21 protein-coding genes are annotated in these 19,962 nt (G+C 54.6%); 9 read left to right on the top strand and 12 right to left on the bottom strand.

Going from position 1 to position 19,962, the window contains the following annotated elements; translation table 11 throughout:
• Positions 1-34 precede the first annotated feature (34 nt).
• The gene (locus TW80_RS02890) at positions 35-364 is read left to right on the top strand and encodes a PilZ domain-containing protein (RefSeq protein WP_045995847.1); all 330 of its coding nucleotides are present in this window, start codon (positions 35-37) and stop codon (positions 362-364) included.
• On the opposite strand, the gene TW80_RS02885 is transcribed toward TW80_RS02890, so the two are convergent.
• The 5 genes from TW80_RS02885 to TW80_RS02865 all read right to left on the bottom strand — a co-directional run bounded on the left by TW80_RS02885 (position 361) and on the right by TW80_RS02865 (position 5,553).
• Positions 361-972 carry an inner membrane-spanning protein YciB gene (locus tag TW80_RS02885; RefSeq protein ID WP_045995846.1) on the bottom strand — a complete coding sequence of 204 codons (612 nt, stop codon included), beginning with the start codon at positions 970-972 and terminating at the stop codon, positions 361-363. The genes TW80_RS02890 and TW80_RS02885 overlap by 4 nt on opposite strands.
• Before the next feature lie 11 nt (positions 973-983).
• Positions 984-1,829 carry a DMT family transporter gene (locus TW80_RS02880; RefSeq protein ID WP_045996966.1) on the bottom strand — a complete coding sequence of 282 codons (846 nt, stop codon included), beginning with the start codon at positions 1,827-1,829 and terminating at the stop codon, positions 984-986.
• 62 nt (positions 1,830-1,891) lie between these two features.
• The gene (locus TW80_RS02875; RefSeq protein WP_045995845.1) at positions 1,892-2,737 is read right to left on the bottom strand and encodes a hypothetical protein; all 846 of its coding nucleotides are present in this window, start codon (positions 2,735-2,737) and stop codon (positions 1,892-1,894) included.
• Positions 2,734-3,801 carry a signal recognition particle-docking protein FtsY gene (gene ftsY / locus TW80_RS02870; RefSeq protein ID WP_045995844.1) on the bottom strand — a complete coding sequence of 356 codons (1,068 nt, stop codon included), beginning with the start codon at positions 3,799-3,801 and terminating at the stop codon, positions 2,734-2,736. The genes TW80_RS02875 and ftsY overlap by 4 nt, the downstream gene beginning before the upstream one ends.
• Before the next feature lie 66 nt (positions 3,802-3,867).
• The gene (locus tag TW80_RS02865) at positions 3,868-5,553 is read right to left on the bottom strand and encodes an NAD(P)H-dependent oxidoreductase subunit E (RefSeq protein ID WP_045996965.1); all 1,686 of its coding nucleotides are present in this window, start codon (positions 5,551-5,553) and stop codon (positions 3,868-3,870) included.
• Positions 5,554-5,701: 148 nt separating this feature from the next.
• Between TW80_RS02865 and TW80_RS02860 the strand changes: the two genes are divergently transcribed.
• The 3 genes from TW80_RS02860 to TW80_RS17560 are packed head-to-tail and all read left to right on the top strand — an operon-like array spanning position 5,702 to position 7,900.
• On the top strand, positions 5,702-6,703 hold the full coding sequence (locus TW80_RS02860; RefSeq protein WP_157033232.1) for an alkane 1-monooxygenase: 1,002 nt from the start codon (positions 5,702-5,704) through the stop codon (positions 6,701-6,703).
• A gap of 52 nt (positions 6,704-6,755) precedes the next feature.
• The gene (locus tag TW80_RS02855) at positions 6,756-7,085 is read left to right on the top strand and encodes a hypothetical protein (RefSeq protein WP_239450478.1); all 330 of its coding nucleotides are present in this window, start codon (positions 6,756-6,758) and stop codon (positions 7,083-7,085) included.
• A 17-nt stretch (positions 7,086-7,102) separates the two neighbouring features.
• Complete coding sequence (locus tag TW80_RS17560; RefSeq protein ID WP_052700871.1) at positions 7,103-7,900, top strand: aminoglycoside phosphotransferase family protein; 798 nt, start codon at positions 7,103-7,105, stop codon at positions 7,898-7,900.
• Here TW80_RS17560 and xseA read toward each other — a convergent pair.
• Positions 7,887-9,296, bottom strand: a complete 1,410-nt coding sequence (xseA, locus tag TW80_RS02845; protein ID WP_157033196.1) for an exodeoxyribonuclease VII large subunit — start codon at positions 9,294-9,296, stop codon at positions 7,887-7,889. The two genes, TW80_RS17560 and xseA, sit on opposite strands and share 14 nt — an antisense overlap.
• Entirely contained in the window at positions 9,296-9,886 is a 591-nt protein-coding gene (locus TW80_RS02840) for a glycine-rich domain-containing protein (RefSeq protein WP_045995840.1), read from the bottom strand. Before TW80_RS02840 ends, xseA begins: the two co-directional genes overlap by 1 nt.
• Positions 9,887-10,046: 160 nt before the next feature.
• Here TW80_RS02840 and purD point away from each other — a divergent pair, with 160 nt between their 5' ends.
• Entirely contained in the window at positions 10,047-11,309 is a 1,263-nt protein-coding gene (gene purD / locus TW80_RS02835; protein ID WP_045995839.1) for a phosphoribosylamine--glycine ligase, read from the top strand.
• 81 nt (positions 11,310-11,390) lie between these two features.
• Here purD and TW80_RS02830 read toward each other — a convergent pair whose 3' ends face one another.
• The 5 genes from TW80_RS02830 to TW80_RS02805 all read right to left on the bottom strand — a co-directional run bounded on the left by TW80_RS02830 (position 11,391) and on the right by TW80_RS02805 (position 16,100).
• Complete coding sequence (locus TW80_RS02830; protein ID WP_045995838.1) at positions 11,391-11,897, bottom strand: CarD family transcriptional regulator; 507 nt, start codon at positions 11,895-11,897, stop codon at positions 11,391-11,393.
• 215 nt (positions 11,898-12,112) lie between these two features.
• Positions 12,113-12,448 carry a ferredoxin FdxA gene (gene fdxA / locus TW80_RS02820; RefSeq protein ID WP_045995836.1) on the bottom strand — a complete coding sequence of 112 codons (336 nt, stop codon included), beginning with the start codon at positions 12,446-12,448 and terminating at the stop codon, positions 12,113-12,115.
• Positions 12,449-12,497: 49 nt separating this feature from the next.
• Positions 12,498-12,887 carry an RNA-binding S4 domain-containing protein gene (locus TW80_RS02815; RefSeq protein WP_045995835.1) on the bottom strand — a complete coding sequence of 130 codons (390 nt, stop codon included), beginning with the start codon at positions 12,885-12,887 and terminating at the stop codon, positions 12,498-12,500.
• Complete coding sequence (locus tag TW80_RS02810) at positions 12,884-15,568, bottom strand: helicase-related protein (RefSeq protein WP_045995834.1); 2,685 nt, start codon at positions 15,566-15,568, stop codon at positions 12,884-12,886. The genes TW80_RS02815 and TW80_RS02810 overlap by 4 nt, the downstream gene beginning before the upstream one ends.
• 25 nt (positions 15,569-15,593) lie before the next feature.
• Positions 15,594-16,100, bottom strand: coding sequence for a tetratricopeptide repeat protein (locus TW80_RS02805; RefSeq protein WP_342585896.1), 507 nt, complete (start codon positions 16,098-16,100; stop codon positions 15,594-15,596).
• A gap of 127 nt (positions 16,101-16,227) precedes the next feature.
• Between TW80_RS02805 and TW80_RS02800 the strand changes: the two genes are divergently transcribed.
• From TW80_RS02800 to TW80_RS02785, 4 genes are all read left to right on the top strand, one after another.
• A complete protein-coding gene (locus TW80_RS02800; protein WP_045995832.1) occupies positions 16,228-16,518 on the top strand; it encodes an SCP2 sterol-binding domain-containing protein in 291 nt (96 codons plus the stop codon).
• A 1-nt stretch (position 16,519) separates the two neighbouring features.
• On the top strand, positions 16,520-17,476 hold the full coding sequence (locus TW80_RS02795) for an alpha/beta hydrolase (RefSeq protein WP_045995831.1): 957 nt from the start codon (positions 16,520-16,522) through the stop codon (positions 17,474-17,476).
• Positions 17,477-17,562: 86 nt separating this feature from the next.
• Positions 17,563-19,380 (top strand): M3 family oligoendopeptidase, encoded by a 1,818-nt coding sequence (locus TW80_RS02790; protein WP_045995830.1) that lies wholly within the window; start codon positions 17,563-17,565, stop codon positions 19,378-19,380.
• Complete coding sequence (locus tag TW80_RS02785; protein ID WP_045995829.1) at positions 19,377-19,871, top strand: GNAT family N-acetyltransferase; 495 nt, start codon at positions 19,377-19,379, stop codon at positions 19,869-19,871. The genes TW80_RS02790 and TW80_RS02785 overlap by 4 nt, the downstream gene beginning before the upstream one ends.
• The last annotated feature ends 91 nt before the right edge of the window (positions 19,872-19,962 follow it).

The following is a 19,962-nucleotide window of genomic DNA, read 5'->3' as shown; positions in this document are numbered from 1 at the left end:
ATAACACCTTTGTGACACGACCAAAGGTGACCCAATGCAATACCGACAGCATCGCTACCGCACGCAATATCCCGTTGAAATTCGCAGCCCAGTGGGTGTGGTCTCTGGGCAGGTGGTTGATGTGAACAACCATGGGGCGCGAATTGAACGGGTACGCCCGATGCTACGTGGCAGCAAAGTGTCGTTTAACGTGCTGGGACGGCCCGTCAGCGGCGTTGTGGTTTGGTCGACGAAAGATCAGATCGGCATTATTTTCCGCCCTCACCTCAACGATGATATCGTCGACACCATGCGCTATCGTCGCGACGCACGCGCCGGAGCAAGACGCAGCACAGTGGGCTTTGGATTTGCGGAAATGCGCTAGTCTTGCGACGCTTCGGGATCTTCGATCAGATATTTTTGCAGACCAATAATCTGCACCCACAAGAACACAAACAGCGCCGCAGGAAATGCAAACGTCTCTAGCTTGACCCACAGGTCGGTTGATTGGGTGCGCCAGATGGCTTCATTCGCAATGGCCAAGGCAATGAACATCATGGTGATACGTTTGGTGAAGATCATCCAACCTTCACGTTCCATGGGTAGAAATTCTTCCATCACATATTGCAGGTAGCTTTGACCACGCAGCAACCCGACCCCCAAAATGCCCGCCATGAAACCATAAACGATTGTTGTCTTCATCTTAAAGAAACGCTCGTCGTTGAAATAGGCCGTCAGCCCACCAAAAAAGATGACCATAAATGCGGTAAAGACCTGCATCCGGCTCAGCTTTCCGGTGAGTTTCCAAAGGATTGCCATCGACAAAAGTAAGATCGGGATAAACACCAGCGCAGATACGATGAAACCCGTGTATTCCGTGCCGTTCAGAAAATAGGTTTCATCCTTGATCTTCACGTAGATCAGGAAAAACGCCAAAGTCGGCCCAAGTTCGAGCACTTGTTTGACAACTGGGTTGATATCTTCGTTTGCCATGTACGCCTCCGTTAGGCTCCCATTTCGACGATCACAGCGCCTAACGCAACCAGTGCCATCAAGAATAACCGCCGCGGCCCAACTTTTTCACCCAAGATGAACCATCCAATCAGGGCGGCAAAAACAGTCGAGGTTTCCCGCAAAACGGCGGCCTCACCAACTTTGTCCAGTCGTGTCGCCATCATAACGCCACCAAAACTGATCCATGCAATCACCGCACCAATCAGTCCACGCCAAACCAACGGGCGCAGGACTGGTGGGTTTGCCATACGACGATACCGCCAAGCCGCAAGGATCGGCATGTCCAACGCAGTGACAAAGAAAAACCACGCCAAGAAGGTAAATGGATCAGGCGATTGGCGAATGCCATAGGCATCATAGGTGGTGTAAACCGCGACCAGCATCCCACAAACCAACGCCCATAATAGACCGATCTTGAGCGATCTCACATCAATCTGTTCTTCTGATAGATTGCGCAGCGCAAGCAGCAAGATCCCTCCGGATAAACAGGCCACACCTATCCATTGGACAAAGCTGAAGTGTTCTCCGAAAAACAAGGATGCCGCCAGCACAGTAACCAAAGGTCCAGTACCGCGCACGACTGGATAGACCACGGTATAAGCGGCCTTTTCATAGGCCAGTGCCATGGTCACCTTGTATGCGAAATGAACAACAATTGCTCCAACAAGGATGAGCGCAGTCGTGAAATTGGGCCACGGCACCAAGAACAATGCGACAGGCGCAGAAATGATCGCAAGCCAAACATCGATAGCCCCACGCGACAACCACGGATCATAACGCCCCTTTTGCAAAGCTCCGAAGGCCGCATGCGCAACCGCAGAAGTCAGTGCCAGCATGGTCGCGAGCCGTGCGCCCTCGGGGGTGCCGGCAATTGAGACCAGCCATTTACCTAAGTCGTTCAAAAATCACCTGTATCCCAGGAAAGCCCCAGTTCAACGCCTGACAAGAGCCGCCCAAACCCTGTCGAAATTTCTTCGTCTGTTTCCGCCTCAACGATTTGCGCGTATGGCAAAGCCAATTGTATCCAGCCCAACCCATTTTCAGAGGTCAGGTCGAAATCTAATGTGCCGCGCTTCATTGTCGACATTTCAAGCAACGCATTCCTGCTGGACGTGCTCACCGTGTCTTGCCCCACATCACGCAGCGCAATGGCGAGGTTCGCCCGTGTCAGCGCCGAAAGGTCAATTTCCAAATCACTCAACAGCGCCGGGTTGATGTTGGCTGAGCCTGCGACAGCTTTGACATGCAACCCTCCGATACTTGATTGCAGCCCTGCAAGCGTCGAAAAATACGCTCCACCGACGACGATATCGACGTCCACGCCGCTCTGATCTTGGGGTTGTGACAGCGTGAAGTGATCGAGATGCAATTGACCAGCCGCAGGGTCGTGGTTGAGCGCAAAGCGCAAATCATATCTACGCTCACTACCACGCCAATGAAGCTGCTCTATTGCGAACTGAGCTGAGGTGGGCAAGATGCCCTCGGCCAGAAACACATGCGCGCCATCGACTTGAAATCGTAGTGTTTCAAAAGGTTGGCTATCGAATTGACGACCATCAATAACACAGGCACCGCTGTCATTCGCCTGAACAACAGTTGCTGGCTGTGTGTCACCGAATATCTCATGTGGCCTGAGGCCAACTACAAATCGATCCCATAGCGTTTGACAATCGCGGGTCGTTAGCGTGTCATAAGCAAGCACAGGCCCGGCCCAAATGCCCAAGACCAAAGCAAGATGCTTCATTCCGATGTCCCGACAAGTGCGGTCGCAAACTCGGCCGGGTCAAACGCAGCAAGGTCGTCGATCTGTTCTCCGACGCCGATTGCATGAATGGGAAGCCCAAATTGATCGGCAAGAGCAACCAATACACCACCGCGGGCGGTTCCATCCAATTTGGTCATCACCAATCCGGAAACATCAGCTAATTCTTGGAATACTTTGACTTGTTGAACAGCGTTCTGCCCCGTCGTCGCATCAAGCACCAAGAGTGTGTTATGCGGCGCATCTGGGTCCTTCTTGCGGATCACACGCACGATTTTGGCAAGCTCTTCCATCAGATCGCTACGGTTTTGTAGTCGGCCAGCGGTGTCGATCATCAAGAGGTCCGCGCCATTGGCTTCGGCCTTTGTCATTGCATCAAACGCGAGGCTGGCCGGGTCAGAACCTTCGGGCGCAGTCATTACTGGCACACCCGCGCGCTCACCCCAAATCTGAAGCTGCTCAACGGCTGCCGCACGAAACGTGTCGCCCGCAGCGATTACCACGTTTTTGCCCGCTGCACGAAATTGGCTCGCGAGTTTACCGATCGTCGTGGTTTTGCCAGCGCCGTTGACGCCAACGACCAGCACCACCTGCGGTTTTTTCGCGTATAGCGGCATCGGTCGCGCGACCGGCTCCATAATGCGTGCGACCTCATCCGCCAAAAGCTGTTTGATCTCAGGCACCGAGAGCTTTTTGCCAAGACGGCCCTCTGCCATATTGGCCGTGACCCGCAGCGCAGTATCCACGCCCATATCCGCAGTGATCAGCAGTTCCTCGAGCTGTTCAAGCATCTCATCGTCGAGAGTTCGTCGTACGACAGTTGCTTGCTCACCACCAAACATCCGCCCCAAAATACCGGGCTTAGGTGTGGGTTCGGGGGTTTGCTCCTTGGTCTCGACAGGCGCATCGGGAGTGATCACTTCGGACGGGGTTTCGATCACTGGTGGTTCTTCGACGCCGCCATCGCTGACAATCGCATCCAACCCCTCGTCGATCTTCGAAGATGATCCGGTCAGCCGATCCTTGAGCTTTTTGAAAAACGACATAGCCACGCGCCTTTGGTCAATTACAACTATGACCTAATCGCTAGAGCCGAGATTGAAAAGGCCCGGTCAGATTTCGTCGCCAAAATGCTGCATAACGAGCCGGATTGGATTGGGTGCCGCCTGCCCCAACCCACAGATCGAGGCGTCGCCCATCGCGATGCACAATTCACCCAATAGATCCTGATCCCAGCGATCTGCCTGCATCAGCTTGACCGCCTTTTCACATCCAACGCGGCATGGGGTGCATTGTCCGCAGCTTTCGTCCTCAAAGAACTTCAACATATTCAGCGCAGCTGCACGGGCGCTGTCTTGGTCCGACAAAACCACAACCGCCGCAGAGCCGATAAAGGTGCCATGAGGTTGCAACGTATCAAAATCAAGCGGGATATCGTCCATCGTTGCGGGTAACAGCCCGGATGACGGACCACCGGGTTGATAGGCCTTAAAACTATGACCGCTGACCATACCGCCAGCCGCAGCAATCACATCGACGATTGTGGACCCCGCGGGCAATAGATAGACCCCGGGCTGCGCAACGCGCCCCGAAACAGAATATGAACGCAACCCCTTGCGCCCGTTCTTTTCATGCTGGTTTAGCACCTCTGGCCCTTCGCGACAGACCCGCGCGACCCAGAGAAGCGTTTCAACGTTATGCACGAGCGTCGGTCGATCAAAGATACCGACCTGCGCCACGAACGGCGGCCGATGCCGTGGGATGCCACGCTTGCCTTCGATGCTTTCGATCATCGCGCTTTCTTCGCCGCAGATATAGGCGCCCGCGCCCCGCCGCAGATCAATATAGCCTTTCGCGATCACACCGGCATTTTCGAGCGTGGCAATTTCACGCCGTAAAATTTCAAGCAAAGCAGGATACTCATCGCGCATGTAGATAAAGCATTTCTCGGCCTCAACAGCCCAAGCAGCGATCAACATACCCTCTAGCATCAGATGCGGGGCGCGTTCCAAATAGTGGCGATCCTTGAATGTTCCCGGCTCACCTTCGTCACCGTTTACCGCCAAGTACCGAGGTCCGGGGTTTGCCCGCACGAAGCCCCATTTCTTGCCTGATGGAAAACCAGCGCCGCCCAACCCACGCAGACCAGAGGCGAGAACTTTGTCTTGGACCGCCTCCCAGTCACCATCTGTTCGCAGCTGTTTTAACGTGTCATAGCCGCCCGCATCGACATATGCGTCATAGGTTTGGTACTCGGGCAGATGCACATGGGTATCCCCTGTGGCGATGGCATGCGCGACTTTTTCAGGGGTCGCGTGATCAATGTGATGATGACCGATTTCCAAGACAGGCGCCGTGTCGCAGCGCCCCATACAAGGCGCACGCAAGACACGCACCTCTGCCGGGTCCAGCCCCGCTTCAAGCGCGTTTTGCAACTGCTGCGCGCCTGCCAATTCACACGACAGACTGTCACAGACGCGAATTGTCAGCGGGGGTGGCGGGGTTTCATCTTCTTTGACGATGTCGAAATGGGCGTAAAAGCTGGCAACCTCATAGACTTCTGCTTGGGAAAGGCGCATTTCCTCGGCCAAGGCACGCAAATGGGCGGCAGACAAATGCCCATATGCGTCTTGGATCAGGTGCAAAAATTCGATCAGTAGGTCACGGCGGCGGGGTTGATCCCCCAATAGCGCACGCACCTCTTGCCATGCAGTATCATCGACCTGACGGCCTTTAGGAGTGTGGCGCCCTTTGCCTTTGCCCGATTTCCAGACACCGCCCTGTCCGTCTGCTGCCATTTTATTCCCCTTTGTCTTGGCCAAAACATACCTAGCGGTCAGGTCGGCAACCACAAAAAAGCGACGCAACGCGCCCTTTAGCGCCCTAGCCGACATTTGAAGTGACGCAACCTAATCGCCATGATACCGATGCCATATGACCCCAGAAATGCGCCAATTTACTATAATTACCTTAGTCCCGGTTGCCCTACTTGGCTGTGCTGCTTGGTTCGGCGGAATTTGGATCATCGCCGCTTTGCTTTACCTCACCGGCTTTGCGCGATTACTGGATAGGGTTGTCCTTGCAGAGCGCGCAGAGTCAGAGTTTCCAGCCGGCACAGCGCTATCGGTCACGCTCGCGATCAGTCATTTCGCGCTACTCGCGCTGAGCGTCCTTGCACTTGCCGGGGAATGGATGGGACTGCTTGAGAAGCTCGGGCTCTTTGTCGCGGCAGGTATGTTCTTTGGCCAAGTCAGCAACGCAAACGCGCATGAACTCATCCACCGCAGCAGCCGGTTGCTACATCGACTGGGCATGTGGGTCTATATTTCATTGTTGTTTGGGCATCATACCTCGGCCCATGTGCTGATTCATCATCGCTATGTGGCAACACGGAACGATCCGAATACATCGCGGCGCGGCGAGAGCTTTTATCGCTTTGCCTTACGTGCTTGGCTGGGTTCATTTCGCGAGGGATACGCGGCCGAAGCGGCGCGCCTTGCCAAAATCAACCGTCCCACATGGCGTAATCCCTATGTGGTTTATGTGTCCGGTGCGGTGGGATTTATCGTTATCGCGCTCTTGATCAGTCCTCTGACCTTGCTTGCCTATGTACTGCTGGCGGGTCACGCGCAGATGCAATTGCTGATGTCAGATTACGTGCAACACTATGGGTTGATGCGCCCCATCAAAGAAAATGGCAAACCCGCACCGATTGGGCCGCAACATAGCTGGAACAGCCCGCATTGGTTCACCTCGGCCATGATGCTGAACGCGACCCGACATTCTGACCATCACGCGCATCCAACGCGCCATTATCCCGCATTGCGACTGCCAGAGGCAGCACCGATGTTACCGAAACCGCTCCCCATTATGGGGGCGATTGCGCTATGTCCGCCGGTTTGGCGCAAAATCATGGACCCGCTGGTTGATAAGGTTAGCGATGCTTAGAAGAATTATATTTTTCTGTATTTTAGCAACTGCATCTCATGCGCAGGATCGTATGAACGCGTCAGAATTCGAAGCACATGTCGAAGGACGCACCGTTACTTATCAGTATGTTTTCGACAAAAGCCGTGGGATCGAGAGATACCTTCCGGGGCGTCGCGTGATGTGGTCGTCGCGCACTGGCATTTGCCAATATGGCGTATGGTACGAAAGCAAAGGCGACATCTGTTTTCGCTATGACCATGACCCTGAACCGAAATGCTGGTCAGTCTTTGATGAAGCTGACGGAATTCGCGGCGTCTTTACCACGCGCGCACCATTCACCGTGATTAAGGAACTGCCAGATGCAGATGATCCTCTCATTTGCAGCGACCTTTCGTCGTGAACCCGCCTCAGGATCTAATGCGTCACTTTGGGTTTTCCAGCCCGACCTTTATCACCAACAGCGAAATCGCCACGATTTGGCGCGTCCGGTATCATGAAACAGATGCTGCGCTCAAGGTCTATCACGACGCGGACCCAAAGGACGAATGGCCGGGCGTCACCTATATTGAAAGCAGGCAAGGCGTGGGTGCAGCCAGAATTTATGGCATCACCGATGGCGCAATCCTGATGGAGTGGCTCCCGGGGCTATCAGTCGCACAAATCACGGAACAAGGTGATGATGACCGGGCAAGTCAGATCATCGCGGATACATTTAATGAACTGCATTCGGTCGAAACACATTGTGACCTGCCACTGCTATTGGATCGACTGGACGCGCTGATGCACTATCAGCCGCCGATGGGTTGGTCAGCTGGGTCACGTGCGAGCATTCGCAAATCCCAAGAGATTGCCCAGCAACGTATCAACGCGATGCCAGCACAACGACCTTTGCACGGTGACCTGCATCACGCCAACATTCATGACAGCGCGCGTGGGTTTGTCGCCTTTGATGCCAAGGGGCTGTTGGGCGATCCCGCCTATGACCTCGCCAATGCGTTTCGCAATCCGCTTGAGATGCCTGATCTTGTCTGTGCCCCAGACCGTATCATGCGCATGGCACAGATTTTCGCAAGAACCACAGGCATCCCTGCTTCAACGATCTTGGACTGGGCAATCATACATAGCGCCCTGACCATCGCGTGGGAGAACCCGGAGAAACCGGACATGACCTTGCTGGATAAGCTAATTGAGGTGCGCTCTGCTATTCGGCAGTAACACGCACAGAACCGTCGGCAAATTCGATCTCCATTTTACTTGGCGCATTCGCTTTGCGGGTCACAATGCCTGCATCGGACCGCACCACTGCATAGCCACGTTCCAGTGTCGCCTTGTAGCCCAGTGTTTCACGTAGGCGGTCGAGCGCGGCAAGCCGTGCCACACGATCTGATTGTTGCCGTGTGGCCCGGTCGGAAAGGCGCGCCAATACATTCTCCAACTTCTCGGATTGACGATTCAACCGTACCGACAACAGGTCAGGCGACAAACGATCCGCAAGTGATTGATAACGGCGCCTCTCGTCCATGACCCGTCGCTGAAGTGCGGCAGGCCGCAGCGAAGCTTCGGTCAGTTTCAGGCGTTTTTTACTGGCAGCGGCCTTCAACGCGATTGGCAGCTTATCACTAAGATGATCAAGTCGCTGCGCTGGCCCGCTGAGCAAACTGTCGGCATTTGGCAATGCGCGCCCCAAATCGCGCACACGCTGCTGACGCTGTTGCACACCAGTGGTAAGCGCACGCCCCAATCGTGCACCCTGTTGATCAACCCATGCCATCAATTCCATCCGCACAGGTACGGCAAGCTCTGCAGCGGCGGTCGGGGTCGGCGCGCGCCGGTCGGCGACATAGTCAATCAGCGTCGTATCCGTCTCGTGCCCGACTGCCGAAATGAGCGGAATTTCAGAAGCTGCGGCAGCCCGTGCCACGATTTCTTCGTTAAAGCCCCACAGGTCCTCAAGCGAACCGCCACCACGCGCAACAATCAACAAATCAGGACGCGGCAGGGCCCCTCCGGGCGTTAAGCGGTTGAACCCTTCGATTGCGGCGGCCACCTCGGGCGCACAACGCTGCCCTTGGACGGCGACTGGCCAAACCAAAACCTTGCGCGGGAATCGATCCCGCAGCCTATGCAAGATATCGCGAATAACCGCCCCCGAAGGAGAAGTCACAACACCGATAAAGGTCGGCAGATACGGCAGTGGCTTTTTGCGTTCGGGTGCAAATAGACCTTCGGCAGCCAGCGCTGCCTTGCGTTTTTCCAGCATCGCCATCAAAGCGCCCGCACCCGCAGGCACGATGTCTTCGATGATCATTTGATATTTTGACTGGCCCGGAAATGTCGTCAGCTTGCCAGTTGCAACGACCTCCATCCCCTCTTCGGGCCGGTGGGCAAGCTGCTGCGCTCGTCCTTTCCAGATCACTGCCGCCAATACGGCGCGATCATCTTTGAGATCAAGGTAAAGATGCCCTGATCCCGGACGCGATACGCGACCGACCTCGCCTCGGACGCGCACATGTGAAAACCCACCCTCAATCGCCTTTTTTACCGCGCCTGACAGCTCTCCAACTGAAAATTCAGGGGTGTTATCGGCGGGGGCGTCTTCGAACAGGTCCATCAGTTTTCCTTTGACGTCGGGTTACGCAACGGGAGCGAGGAATATTTCCATTGCAAGAATGCAGACCCTGAAATCACCATTGCGCCGAAAAATGCAAATAGAAACGACGAAAAAATCACCGAAAGCGCAAATGCTGCAAAACCAACGGCCCACATCAAAAACCGTGAAAACCGCATGAGCCCGTCATCTGGATCAGGCCAGTACTGGACCTGAGGACGCCCGAATTCTTGTGCATAATACTCCAAGGTGAGCCCATATGCGGGATCATCCTCGAGCGGTGGCAAATCATCAGCACGGTGAATTATGCGGCCAATAATCCGGGGGCAGAAATCTTCGAAATAAGCGCGTTTGTCGGCGATATGCAGTTTCCAGACCTGATCGACGATTGGCGATGGCGTCAAATCTTCTCCGGTACTGCCGATAAGATACATAAAGCGGCGGTATTCCTCGACCATTGTGTAGCAGACGTCAATCGAGTGGCCCGTTGCATCCTCGAGCTGATCCACCAGCGAACGCGACAAAGGGCGTTCGTGAAAACTATACCCTTCCAACCGGTGCCAAAGCTTGCGATCCCGCTTTTCGTATTTCATTTGCGGCCCTCTCAACGCTTCTACTACAAAATTAGCGGTTAAGTCTGAAAAAGGCCAAGTCGAATTCACAAAAGCTGATTATCGGCGGGAACTGCCCACTTGTGGTCGCGACGGTCCATCCGTAGAACAGCGCCTAATCAGCAAAACAAGTGGGACAGCGATGAACATTTTGATTTTGGGCAGCGGCGGACGTGAACATAGCCTTGCGTGGGCTGTCAAACAAAACCCGAAATGTGATCGTTTGATTGTTGCACCCGGCAACGCGGGTATCGCATCCATTGCCGAATGCGCGAACATCGACATTTTGGACGGCGATGTTGTTGCGAACTTTGCCGAAGAAAACGCGATCAGCTTTGTCATCATTGGCCCAGAGGCGCCGCTAGCTGCAGGTGTCGCCGATCGCTTACGCGCCGCTGGATTGCTTGTCTTTGGCCCCAGTCAGGCGGCAGCGCAGTTGGAAGCCTCGAAATCCTTTACCAAAGCGATCTGCGATGCTGCAAACGCCCCCACTGCCGCTTATGCACATTTCACTGATGCAGATGCTGCACGCACCTATATCCGCGAACAGGGTGCGCCCATCGTCGTCAAGGCCGACGGTCTTGCCGCTGGTAAAGGCGTGATCGTTGCAATGACCGAAGACGAGGCGCTGGCCGCGATTGACGACATGTTCGACGGCAGCTTTGGCGATGCCGGTGCCGAGGTCGTCATTGAGGAATTCATGGACGGCGAAGAAGCTTCGTTTTTTGTGCTCTGCGACGGCGAAAACATTCTGCCCGTTGGTACGGCCCAAGACCACAAACGTGCATTTGACGGTGACACTGGCCCCAACACGGGCGGTATGGGCGCCTATTCACCTGCCCCTGTCATGACCGATAGTGTGACGCAAAAGGCGCTTGATGAAATCATCAAGCCTACAATGGCAGAAATGGCCAAGCGCGGCACACCATTCCAAGGGGTTCTATTCGTCGGTTTGATGATCAAAGACGGACAACCGCGCTTGGTCGAATACAACGTGCGCTTTGGCGATCCAGAGTGCCAGTGTCTGATGATGCGTTTGGGCGGCCAAATTCTTGATCTATTGCAAGCCTGCGCGGAACAACGGCTTGATCAAGTTCAAGCAAATTGGGCTGACGACCATGCGATGACAGTTGTCATGGCCGCCAAAGGATACCCTGGCTCTTATGAAAAAGGCACAGTGATCAAAGGTCTCGAAAAACAGCCCGAAGATAGCTTCCACATGGTGTTTCATGCAGGCACCACAGAGAAAGACGGGCAAATCACCGCCACAGGTGGGCGTGTTCTGAACATTACCGCGCGCGGTGAAACATTGGCAGAAGCACATGAGAAGGCCTACGCCATGGCCGCGAATGTTGATTGGGAAGAGGGTTTTTACCGCTCTGACATTGGCTGGCGCGCCCTGTAAGGGCCGCCACAAAGCATTCTAAACCCCACAAAAAAGGGTCGCGCCATTACTGACGCGACCCTTTTCTTTTGTGCAATTAACTTAGGCTGCGCGACCAACCAAAACAGAAGTGATCTCTTCGCTTGCAACGGATTCGTCACTACCGGCAACAGCTGCAAATTCGCGTGTAAGACGCTCGAGCGCTGCTTCGTAGAGCTGACGCTCAGAATAGCTTTGCTCGCGCTGGTCGTCTTGACGGTGAAGATCACGGACAACCTCTGCAATCGCGATCAGATCACCAGAGTTGATTTTCTGCTCGTATTCTTGCGCGCGGCGCGACCACATGGCCTTTTTAACTTTGGCCTTACCTTTGAGCGTTTTCATCGCGTGTGAAACCACATCAGGTGTTGCCAGCGCACGCATGCCAACTTCGGCGGCCTTGTTGGTTGGTACGCTCAGGGTCATTTTGTCCTTTTCAAAGGAAATGACAAACAACTCGAGCTCAAACCCAGCCACGTCTTGCGTTTCAACAGAAACGATTTTGCCAACCCCATGGGCAGGGTAGACAACAAATTGCTCGAGGCTGAATTCACTTTTCTTCTTACTCATGATCGTCCTTTCTTGGCGATCTAACATTATCAAAGACGACAAAAAATCCGGCGGAGACTTCAGGTCACCGTCGGCGCAGTCGTTTGGTCGGTTAGATCAAGGTGTTCTTAGCATTACTGCAATCATATCACAAAAACGCGCCATCGAAAAGCGCCGCAATGCGGCGCCTAAAATCGCAACAAAATAAGCGCGCTGCGCGGTCAAACTCGCTCGAATCAGCCGCCCTCGCCAGGCGCTTCTGATAGCAACTCGAGCTTACCTTCTTTGCCGTCCATTTCCTCTGCGCTTGGCATCGGGTCTTTCTTCGTGACAATGACAGGCCACAGTTCGGCGTATTTGCGGTTAAATTCGACCCATTTTTCCATATCCGGTTCTGTATCCGGGCTGATGGCTTCTGCCGGGCATTCGGGTTCGCAAACACCACAGTCGATGCATTCATCAGGATGGATAACCAATGTGTTCTCGCCTTCGTAGAAGCAATCTACGGGGCAGACTTCGACGCAGTCGGTGTATTTACACGCGATGCAATTTTCGGTGACAACATAGGTCATAGGCACGTTCCACTTTTCATCAATGGCCTAGCTAGGCCAGTGCGCGGGATCATTCAAGGTCAATCGAACGATCCAGACCGCGATGGGTCATGATGTCCCGGCGTTGCTTCTTTGTTGGACGCCCCTTCCTATCGCCGCCCGGATTATAGGGACGTCGTTCTACGGGTGGTGACATATCTTCGTAGAGTTTTTGCGCCTCGGGGGCGGGTCCACGTCTTTCACCGCAAGCAAGGATTCGCACAACCTTGGTCGCATCAGCCTGAACAAAGGTCAAAACATCCCCCTCCCCGACAGATCGCGAAGGTTTGCTGACAGGTGTGCCATCAACACGGACTTTGCCCGCAGTGACCACACCTGCTGCAAGGCTGCGCGATTTAAAAAACCGCGCATGCCACAGCCATTTGTCTAGCCGAATTGTTTGCCGGCTATGCTCGCTCAACCTTTGTTGAACCCTGCCAGAGCCGCTGCAAATGGGTTATCAGGGTCAATCGCCTTTTCGCGCTTTGGTTTGGCAGCAAAGGTTTGCGGTTTGTTGTTTCCGCCTTGATGCTTGCCTTTCCCCTTGGGCTTGCCCTTGCCACGTGGACGGTCGTTTTGCGGGCGCGCACTGCGTGCCGCACGGCCACCCCACGTGAAGGTGTAGAAAACCTCCATCTCTGGGCCGGTCTCTTCGGGGGCAGGCGCTTCGCCTTCGGCTGCTGGCTGCTCTGCAGGTGCGGCCTCTGCCTCGGGTGCGGGTGTTGCTTTGACCTTTTCGCGCTCAGCTTTCTCGGCCTTATAGCCAAGACCTGCCATTAGATCAGCGAATTGATCGAGCGTCATGCCCGTAATCGACAGCATATCTGGATTGGCCTCAAAACCGCCGCGGCTGTCTTTGTCACGTAGCATATCTGCAAGGCGCTCTAGCATATCGATACGAATCGCACGTTCACCCGCTGCGCGGTAACCTGACATCGCATAGTAGCCAGGTGCCGCATCTTTGGCCGCAGGAACAGTGACCAAGCCCGGTGGCGGGCTTTCTGGGAATTCTTGCAAACCTTTGGTCAAAGACCACAACACCAGACGCAAACGTGTCGGCGCAGGCTTGAGCAAGAGCGGCTGGAAGATCGTAAACTGACCAAAACGCACACCATGTTTACGCAATGAACCACGGGCATCCTGATCAAGCGCTTTGACTTCGTCGGCAACCTCGCCACGTGGGATGATCCCAAAGCCTTCGGCCATCCGATAGGCAAAGCCTTTGGCAGCCCCCGTCAGAGTTTCATCGTTCTTAAGCGCCAATAGGCCTTCGAAACCTGCCGCGATCTTGCGATCGATAAAGTGCTGCAACCTGCGCTGCACCTTTGCGGCAACGTCTGGACCGGCCTCATCGTCGACAAAGGCGGTCACACCGGGCTTAAATGGATCAGATCCAGCGACCAGTTTGCCAACGGCATGTTCGCCCCACATCAGGCCACCTTGTTCGGTGAAATCAATTTCCGGGTCTGGCGCGTTGTAGAAACGGTCAGCCAGCAAATGGAACTGCGGCACCAGCGCCTGCACCGAGGCCTGACGTAATGTCTTGGCCTCATCGGGGCTGCCTGCCTTGTCCATCCGAAAGCGGAATCCTTCCAACCGTCCGACGAATTCGCCCTCGACGGTTACTTCACCTTTGTCGTTTACGTCAGCCAAAAGGCTCTCCTTCTGTTTGAGCCGCCGAAGCAAAATGCTTGTCCGCCGGTCCACAAATCTTTGCGTTAGCGCGCCGTGAAGCGCGTCTGATAGTCGGTCTTCTACAGCGCGTGTCTCGTCGCGCCAATGGTTTTCATCATGCAACCATCCGTTGCGCTGCGCAACATAGGTCCACGTCCGGATGTATGCCAGCCGTTTTGACAGGGTATCAATGTCCCCGTCGGTGCGGTCAATACGCCGAACTTGCAACCCAAACCAGTTGGCGGACACATGCCCAAGCTGGTGCAAGTCATTGTAAATATTCGTAAGTAGGCTCGCATGTTCGCCTGCTGATATTCCACGAAAATCGGGAACGCGGCAGACTTCCCACAGCAATTTGACCGACGGCCCGTCAGTCGCGCGTGCGGCGACTTCGGGATCTGCGGCCAGTGCCTTGAGCGCCTTTAGATCATCGCTTTCGCGGACCCGCGTGAGCCATTGATCGCTGGTATGTTCCTCTAGTGTCGAAATGAGCCGTTTGACCGAGCCAAATTGCAGACGGCTGTTGCGCCATTGTAGCTTTGAAACGGGTGCGAATTGATGCTCGGTGATGGCCTCTGCGATTGCATCATCCAGCGGTGGTGCCTCGCCTGTTACACCAAAGGTGCCATTTTCAATGTGACGGCCCGCACGCCCGGCAATTTGCCCCAGCTCTTGGGGGTGCAAATGCCGCATACGGTGACCGTCGAATTTGACCAAGGACGAAAATGCGACATGCGAGATATCAAGGTTTAACCCCATCCCGATCGCGTCGGTCGCCACCAAATAGTCAACATCGCCGTTTTGATACATCGCCACTTGGGCGTTGCGCGTTCGGGGTGACAAAGCGCCCATCACAACGGCTGCACCGCCTTTGGTGCGGCGTAGCAGTTCGGCGATTGCATACACATTTTCGACAGAAAACCCTACAATTGCAGAGCGTGCAGGCATGCGGCTCAGCTTTTTCGAACCTGTGTAGGTCAGTTCGGACATGCGGTCGCGGTACATAAATTGCGCTTCGGGAACCATCGCAGCAATCGCGCCACGCATTGTATCCGCCCCCATAAAGAGGGTTTCGTGCAAACCGCGCGCGTTCAGCAACCGATCCGTAAAGACATGTCCCCGTTCGGGATCAGCACAAAGCTGAATTTCGTCAATCGCTAGAAAATCGCAGCCCATACCCTCGGGCATCGCCTCGACCGTGCAGACCCAATAGGCCGCACGCGGGGGCACGATACGTTCTTCGCCAGTGATCAGTGCGACAACGCCTGGGCCGCGCTCTTCGACGATACGGTCATAGACTTCGCGCGCAAGGAGCCGTAACGGCAGGCCGATTACGCCCGTCCGATAGGACAGCATACGCTGAATCGCATAGTGGGTTTTGCCGGTGTTCGTCGGGCCAAGAACGGCCGTAATCCGCGCGGTGCTCATCGTAGTCCCCAGAGTTTTCTGCGCCTTAAAGCGCTTGGCCCTCAAGATGCAACTGCAAACGCTCGACCGAGGCTTTGGTCTCGACCGATTGTGGGTGAATTTCGAGAATCATTTGATAAAGCTCCAAGGCGTCTTCTGGGCGGCTTAGCTCTTCCATGATGACGGCCAAACCATCAATCGCCTGAAAATGACGCGGTTCAATGCGAAGAACCTGTTGCACGTCATCCAATGCAGGACCGGTCAACCCAAGAAGATAATAGGCTGTCGCACGCCCATAGTAGCCACCGGCAAAATCTGGCGCATGATCGACGAGCGCTGAAAAATGTTCTGCTGCGGCCTCTGGCTGACCGTCACGCAATGCGTCTTGGCCTCGGCGCAACAACACATCCATCGCGGGAGAGCCACTTTTATCCAATTCGCCAATGAGTTGGTTCTCGATCCGCGCATAAGTATCCTCATCCGCCTCGAGAAGCTCTTGAAATAACTCGTCCAGCGTCGTTTCTTGGGCAAAGGCGGGTAAGGAAATCCCCACTGCCAAAAAAAGTGCCGTAACGATACGTTTGATGCGATGTGTCAGCGTAACCATAACTACTAATGTAACGCAGAATGCGGTCAACACCAGAGGTCGGCCGCCACATCATGAAAGAAGGACGAAAAACATGAGCGACGTTGTGACCGAGGCTGTAGCCGCCCTAAACGCAAAAATGGACGGTGCAGACTTTGATGGCTCTGCAAAATTCGTGATCGAAGGTGAAGGTTCAATCATCATCGATTCCGATGGCGTGCGCGCAAGCGACGACGATGCAGATGTGTCACTGACCGCCGATGCTGAGACTTTTCAGGCAATTCTGGAAGGTGAACTGAACCCGACGACGGCGTTCATGTCTGGCAGCTTGGTGATTGACGGCGACATGGGCCAAGCAATGAAGCTTGCAGGCGTATTGGGATAACATGGAAACAGCACCTCTTTTTGACGATATTGCAAATGGTCCCGCAGGGGGTGCTGCCCATTGGCTAAGAACAACCGATGGTCTACGCATTCGTGTGGGCCATTGGAAAAAGGCGAATGCCAAAGGCACCGTCTTGATTTTTCCGGGTCGGACCGAATTTATCGAAAAATACGGCCGTGCAGCCAAGGCGCTCCACAAACGCGGCCTTGCTTCTGTGGTGATTGACTGGCGCGGACAGGGTATTTCTGATCGCATGGTCGCCAATCGCGCAATCGGGCATGTGGCCAGCTTTGCCGATTTCCAGCATGATGTTGCGGCGCTATTGGCTTATGCCAATGCGCAAAACCTGCCCAAACCATACTATTTGATCGCGCATTCGATGGGTGGATGCATTGGATTGCGGTCATTGTTGAATGGGTTGGATGTGAAGGCCGCGATGTTCTCGGCCCCGATGTGGGGCATCCAAATGTCTGTGGCATTGCGCCCAATTGCATGGGGCCTTTCCGCCATGAGCAGACAGCTGGGGTTTGACGAAACTCTTGCCCCCGGACAATTCGAGAAACCTTATGTGCTGCGCGCGGCCTTTGAAGGTAACACGCTCACCAATGACCGTGACATGTTTGAAACTCTTGGACGGCAGTTGCGTTCGTACCCTGACCTTGGTCTTGGTGGGCCATCCTTGCGGTGGCTGAATACGTCGTTGCGTGAAATGCACCGCCTGAGCGCCCTACCCTCACCGACCAACATTCCCTGCCTTACGTTTTTGGGCAGCAAAGAGGCCATCGTTGATCCGGCACGTATCCATGAACGCATGGCAAGCTGGCCGGACGGGCAATTGCGTGTGATTGCGGGTGGCCAGCACGAAATGATGATGGATAGCCCGACGTTTCAGGCCAAAATCTTTGATGCGACGGTCTCTCACTTTCTCGATACGACGCATGCCAAGGTAATCGCCTAGATCATCTGTCTTTGACCTGGTTGGGGGCTTTCAACTGCCCTGACAGGCACCTATGTTGTGCCCAAACAATCGGTCAGAGGTATGATATGAATTTTCCACAGCCTGTATTTGATGCGAACGCCGAGGGCGGAAAAGACCTTGGAAACCTTCCTGAATGGGATCTCAGCGATCTTTACACCAGCGACGAAGCACCCGAACTCGCTTCTGATCTAGAATGGCTAGAGACCGAATGCGCTGCCTTCGCAACGGATTACCAAGGCAAGCTAGATCAGCTGGACGCAAGTGGGCTGCTTTCAGCGGTGCAGCGCTACGAACAAATTGACGTGATCGCTGGGCGGATCATGTCATTCGCCGGATTGCGCTATTACCAAATCACAACCGACAGCGACCGCGCTAAATTCATGGCCGACTGTCAGGACAAGATCACGACATTCACCACGCCGCTGGTGTTCTATGGTCTTGAATTCAATCGCCTCGACGATGATCACCTGAACACCCTACTGGCGGAAAACGCAGATCTGGCACGCTACAAACCCATTTTTGACCGTATGCGCGCAATGAAACCTTACCAGCTTTCAGATGAGCTGGAGAAATTTTTGCACGATCAGTCAACCGTTGGTGCGGCAGCCTGGAACCGGCTATTCGATGAAACCACTGCGGGGCTAGAATTCGAGGTAAACGGCGAAACGCTGAACCTCGAAGCAACGTTGAACCTGCTCACCGAACAAGACCGCAGCAAACGCGAAGCCGCGACACATGCGCTAGCAAAAGTGTTCCAAGAAAACATCAAGATATTCTCGCGCGTTCACAACACGCTGGCCAAAGAAAAAGAAATCGAAGACCGCTGGCGGAACATGCCGACACCACAAACTGGTCGTCACCTGTCCAACCATGTCGAACCCGAAGTGGTCGAGGCCCTGCGCGACGCCGTTGTGGCCGCCTATCCGCGTCTGTCGCACCGCTACTATGCGCTCAAGGCAAAGTGGCTAGGCTTGGATCGTATGCAAGTCTGGGACCGCAACGCGCCGCTCCCGATGGAAAGCGACCGTATTGTCGACTGGTCCGAGGCCACAAACACCGTGCTGGATGCCTATCGCAGCTTTGACCCGAAGATGGCTGAAATTGCGCAACCTTTCTTTGACAAAGGCTGGATCGATGCGGCTGTAAAACCCGGCAAAGCCCCCGGTGCATTTGCGCACCCGACTGTCACCCCCGTACACCCCTATGTGATGCTCAATTACTTGGGTAAACCGCGTGATGTAATGACGCTTGCGCATGAATTGGGTCACGGCGTGCATCAGGTGCTCGCGGCTGAACAGGGCGAACTCCTGTCGTCTACGCCGCTGACGCTGGCCGAAACCGCCTCTGTCTTTGGTGAAATGCTAACATTCCAGAAACTATTGGATGGCGCGAAAACCAAAGAAGAGCGCAAAGTCTTGCTGGCCGGAAAAGTCGAAGACATGATTAACACGGTCGTGCGACAGATCGCTTTCTACGATTTTGAATGCAAATTGCATGCCGCCCGCGCCGAAGGCGAACTAACGCCAGATGACATTAACGCGCTGTGGATGTCCGTTCAGGCAGAAAGCCTTGGCGATGTGTTCGACTTTGCACCGGGTTACGAAACCTTCTGGGCCTATATCCCGCATTTTGTGCACTCTCCTTTCTATGTCTACGCCTATGCGTTTGGCGATGGTTTGGTAAACGCGCTCTACGCGGTCTACGCCGAGGGCGACGCGGACTTCCAAGCCAAGTATTTTGATATGCTGCGCGCGGGTGGCTCAAAGCACCACAAAGAACTGCTTGCGCCTTTTGGTCTGGACGCGTCGGACCCAAAATTCTGGGACAAGGGTCTTTCGATGATCGAAGGCTTCATCGACGAACTTGAGGCAATGGAAGATTGACCAATGTCACACTGACGGCGCTCACCCCTGCCTTGGCTGAACAGCTAAGGCAGGTCACTGTCGCCGATGATCAAGTCGTCTTTTCCGGGCAACCCGCCGAATTTATCGACCTCAACGATCCTGCAATCGACGTACATGTCATCATGGCCGACGATCAGGTGGCGGGGATGTTCCGCATTGACCGCGGCTTTCATACCCATCACCAGTTCGCGGCCAGAGCGATCTATGGCTTGCGCACGTTTTTGGTAGATCAATCGCTGCAGGGACGCGGCATTGCCAAAGCTTGCTGTGCGCAGCTACGCGCCTATCTAACCGACCTCTACCCAGAGGCCGAAGCTATCATGCTGACAGTCAACTTACGCAATCCATTGGCCTATCGCGCCTACATCAGCGGCGGTTTCGTTGATACGGGCGCACAGTATATGGATGGCGGAGCTGGACCGCAAAATATCCTCAAACTGCCGCTCAACATAAATCACGAAACTGCCTAGCGCTTTCTGTCGCGACGTCGTCCCCCCACATGGCACGTATACTCAAGTGCATCTAAAACCTGAATTCGTGCAACCGCATCAGATGTCGCTT

Origin of the sequence: Loktanella sp. S4079 (genome assembly GCF_000967725.1) — a bacterium.
Taxonomy (GTDB): domain Bacteria; phylum Pseudomonadota; class Alphaproteobacteria; order Rhodobacterales; family Rhodobacteraceae; genus Yoonia.
The sequence above is the reverse complement of the archived record's forward strand: the minus strand, read 5'-3'. Positions and strand labels throughout refer to the sequence as shown.

What these genes read in the sequence shown, in the direction of transcription:
- TW80_RS02810 (WP_045995834.1), bottom strand. Translation starts at nt 15,568, where the DNA reads ATGAGCACCGCGCGGATTACGGCCGTTCTTGGCCCGACGAACACCGGC.
- TW80_RS02885 (WP_045995846.1), bottom strand. Translation starts at nt 972, where the DNA reads ATGGCAAACGAAGATATCAACCCAGTTGTCAAACAAGTGCTCGAACTT.
- TW80_RS02790 (WP_045995830.1), top strand. Translation starts at nt 17,563, where the DNA reads ATGAATTTTCCACAGCCTGTATTTGATGCGAACGCCGAGGGCGGAAAA.
- TW80_RS02890 (WP_045995847.1), top strand. Translation starts at nt 35, where the DNA reads ATGCAATACCGACAGCATCGCTACCGCACGCAATATCCCGTTGAAATT.
- TW80_RS02830 (WP_045995838.1), bottom strand. Translation starts at nt 11,897, where the DNA reads ATGAGTAAGAAGAAAAGTGAATTCAGCCTCGAGCAATTTGTTGTCTAC.
- purD (WP_045995839.1), top strand. Translation starts at nt 10,047, where the DNA reads ATGAACATTTTGATTTTGGGCAGCGGCGGACGTGAACATAGCCTTGCG.
- ftsY (WP_045995844.1), bottom strand. Translation starts at nt 3,801, where the DNA reads ATGTCGTTTTTCAAAAAGCTCAAGGATCGGCTGACCGGATCATCTTCG.
- TW80_RS02875 (WP_045995845.1), bottom strand. Translation starts at nt 2,737, where the DNA reads ATGAAGCATCTTGCTTTGGTCTTGGGCATTTGGGCCGGGCCTGTGCTT.
- xseA (WP_157033196.1), bottom strand. Translation starts at nt 9,296, where the DNA reads ATGGACCTGTTCGAAGACGCCCCCGCCGATAACACCCCTGAATTTTCA.
- TW80_RS02855 (WP_239450478.1), top strand. Translation starts at nt 6,756, where the DNA reads ATGAACGCGTCAGAATTCGAAGCACATGTCGAAGGACGCACCGTTACT.
- TW80_RS17560 (WP_052700871.1), top strand. Translation starts at nt 7,103, where the DNA reads ATGCGTCACTTTGGGTTTTCCAGCCCGACCTTTATCACCAACAGCGAA.
- TW80_RS02860 (WP_157033232.1), top strand. Translation starts at nt 5,702, where the DNA reads ATGCGCCAATTTACTATAATTACCTTAGTCCCGGTTGCCCTACTTGGC.
- TW80_RS02880 (WP_045996966.1), bottom strand. Translation starts at nt 1,829, where the DNA reads ATGCTGGCACTGACTTCTGCGGTTGCGCATGCGGCCTTCGGAGCTTTG.
- TW80_RS02865 (WP_045996965.1), bottom strand. Translation starts at nt 5,553, where the DNA reads ATGGCAGCAGACGGACAGGGCGGTGTCTGGAAATCGGGCAAAGGCAAA.
- TW80_RS02800 (WP_045995832.1), top strand. Translation starts at nt 16,228, where the DNA reads ATGAGCGACGTTGTGACCGAGGCTGTAGCCGCCCTAAACGCAAAAATG.
- TW80_RS02840 (WP_045995840.1), bottom strand. Translation starts at nt 9,886, where the DNA reads ATGAAATACGAAAAGCGGGATCGCAAGCTTTGGCACCGGTTGGAAGGG.
- TW80_RS02795 (WP_045995831.1), top strand. Translation starts at nt 16,520, where the DNA reads ATGGAAACAGCACCTCTTTTTGACGATATTGCAAATGGTCCCGCAGGG.
- fdxA (WP_045995836.1), bottom strand. Translation starts at nt 12,448, where the DNA reads ATGACCTATGTTGTCACCGAAAATTGCATCGCGTGTAAATACACCGAC.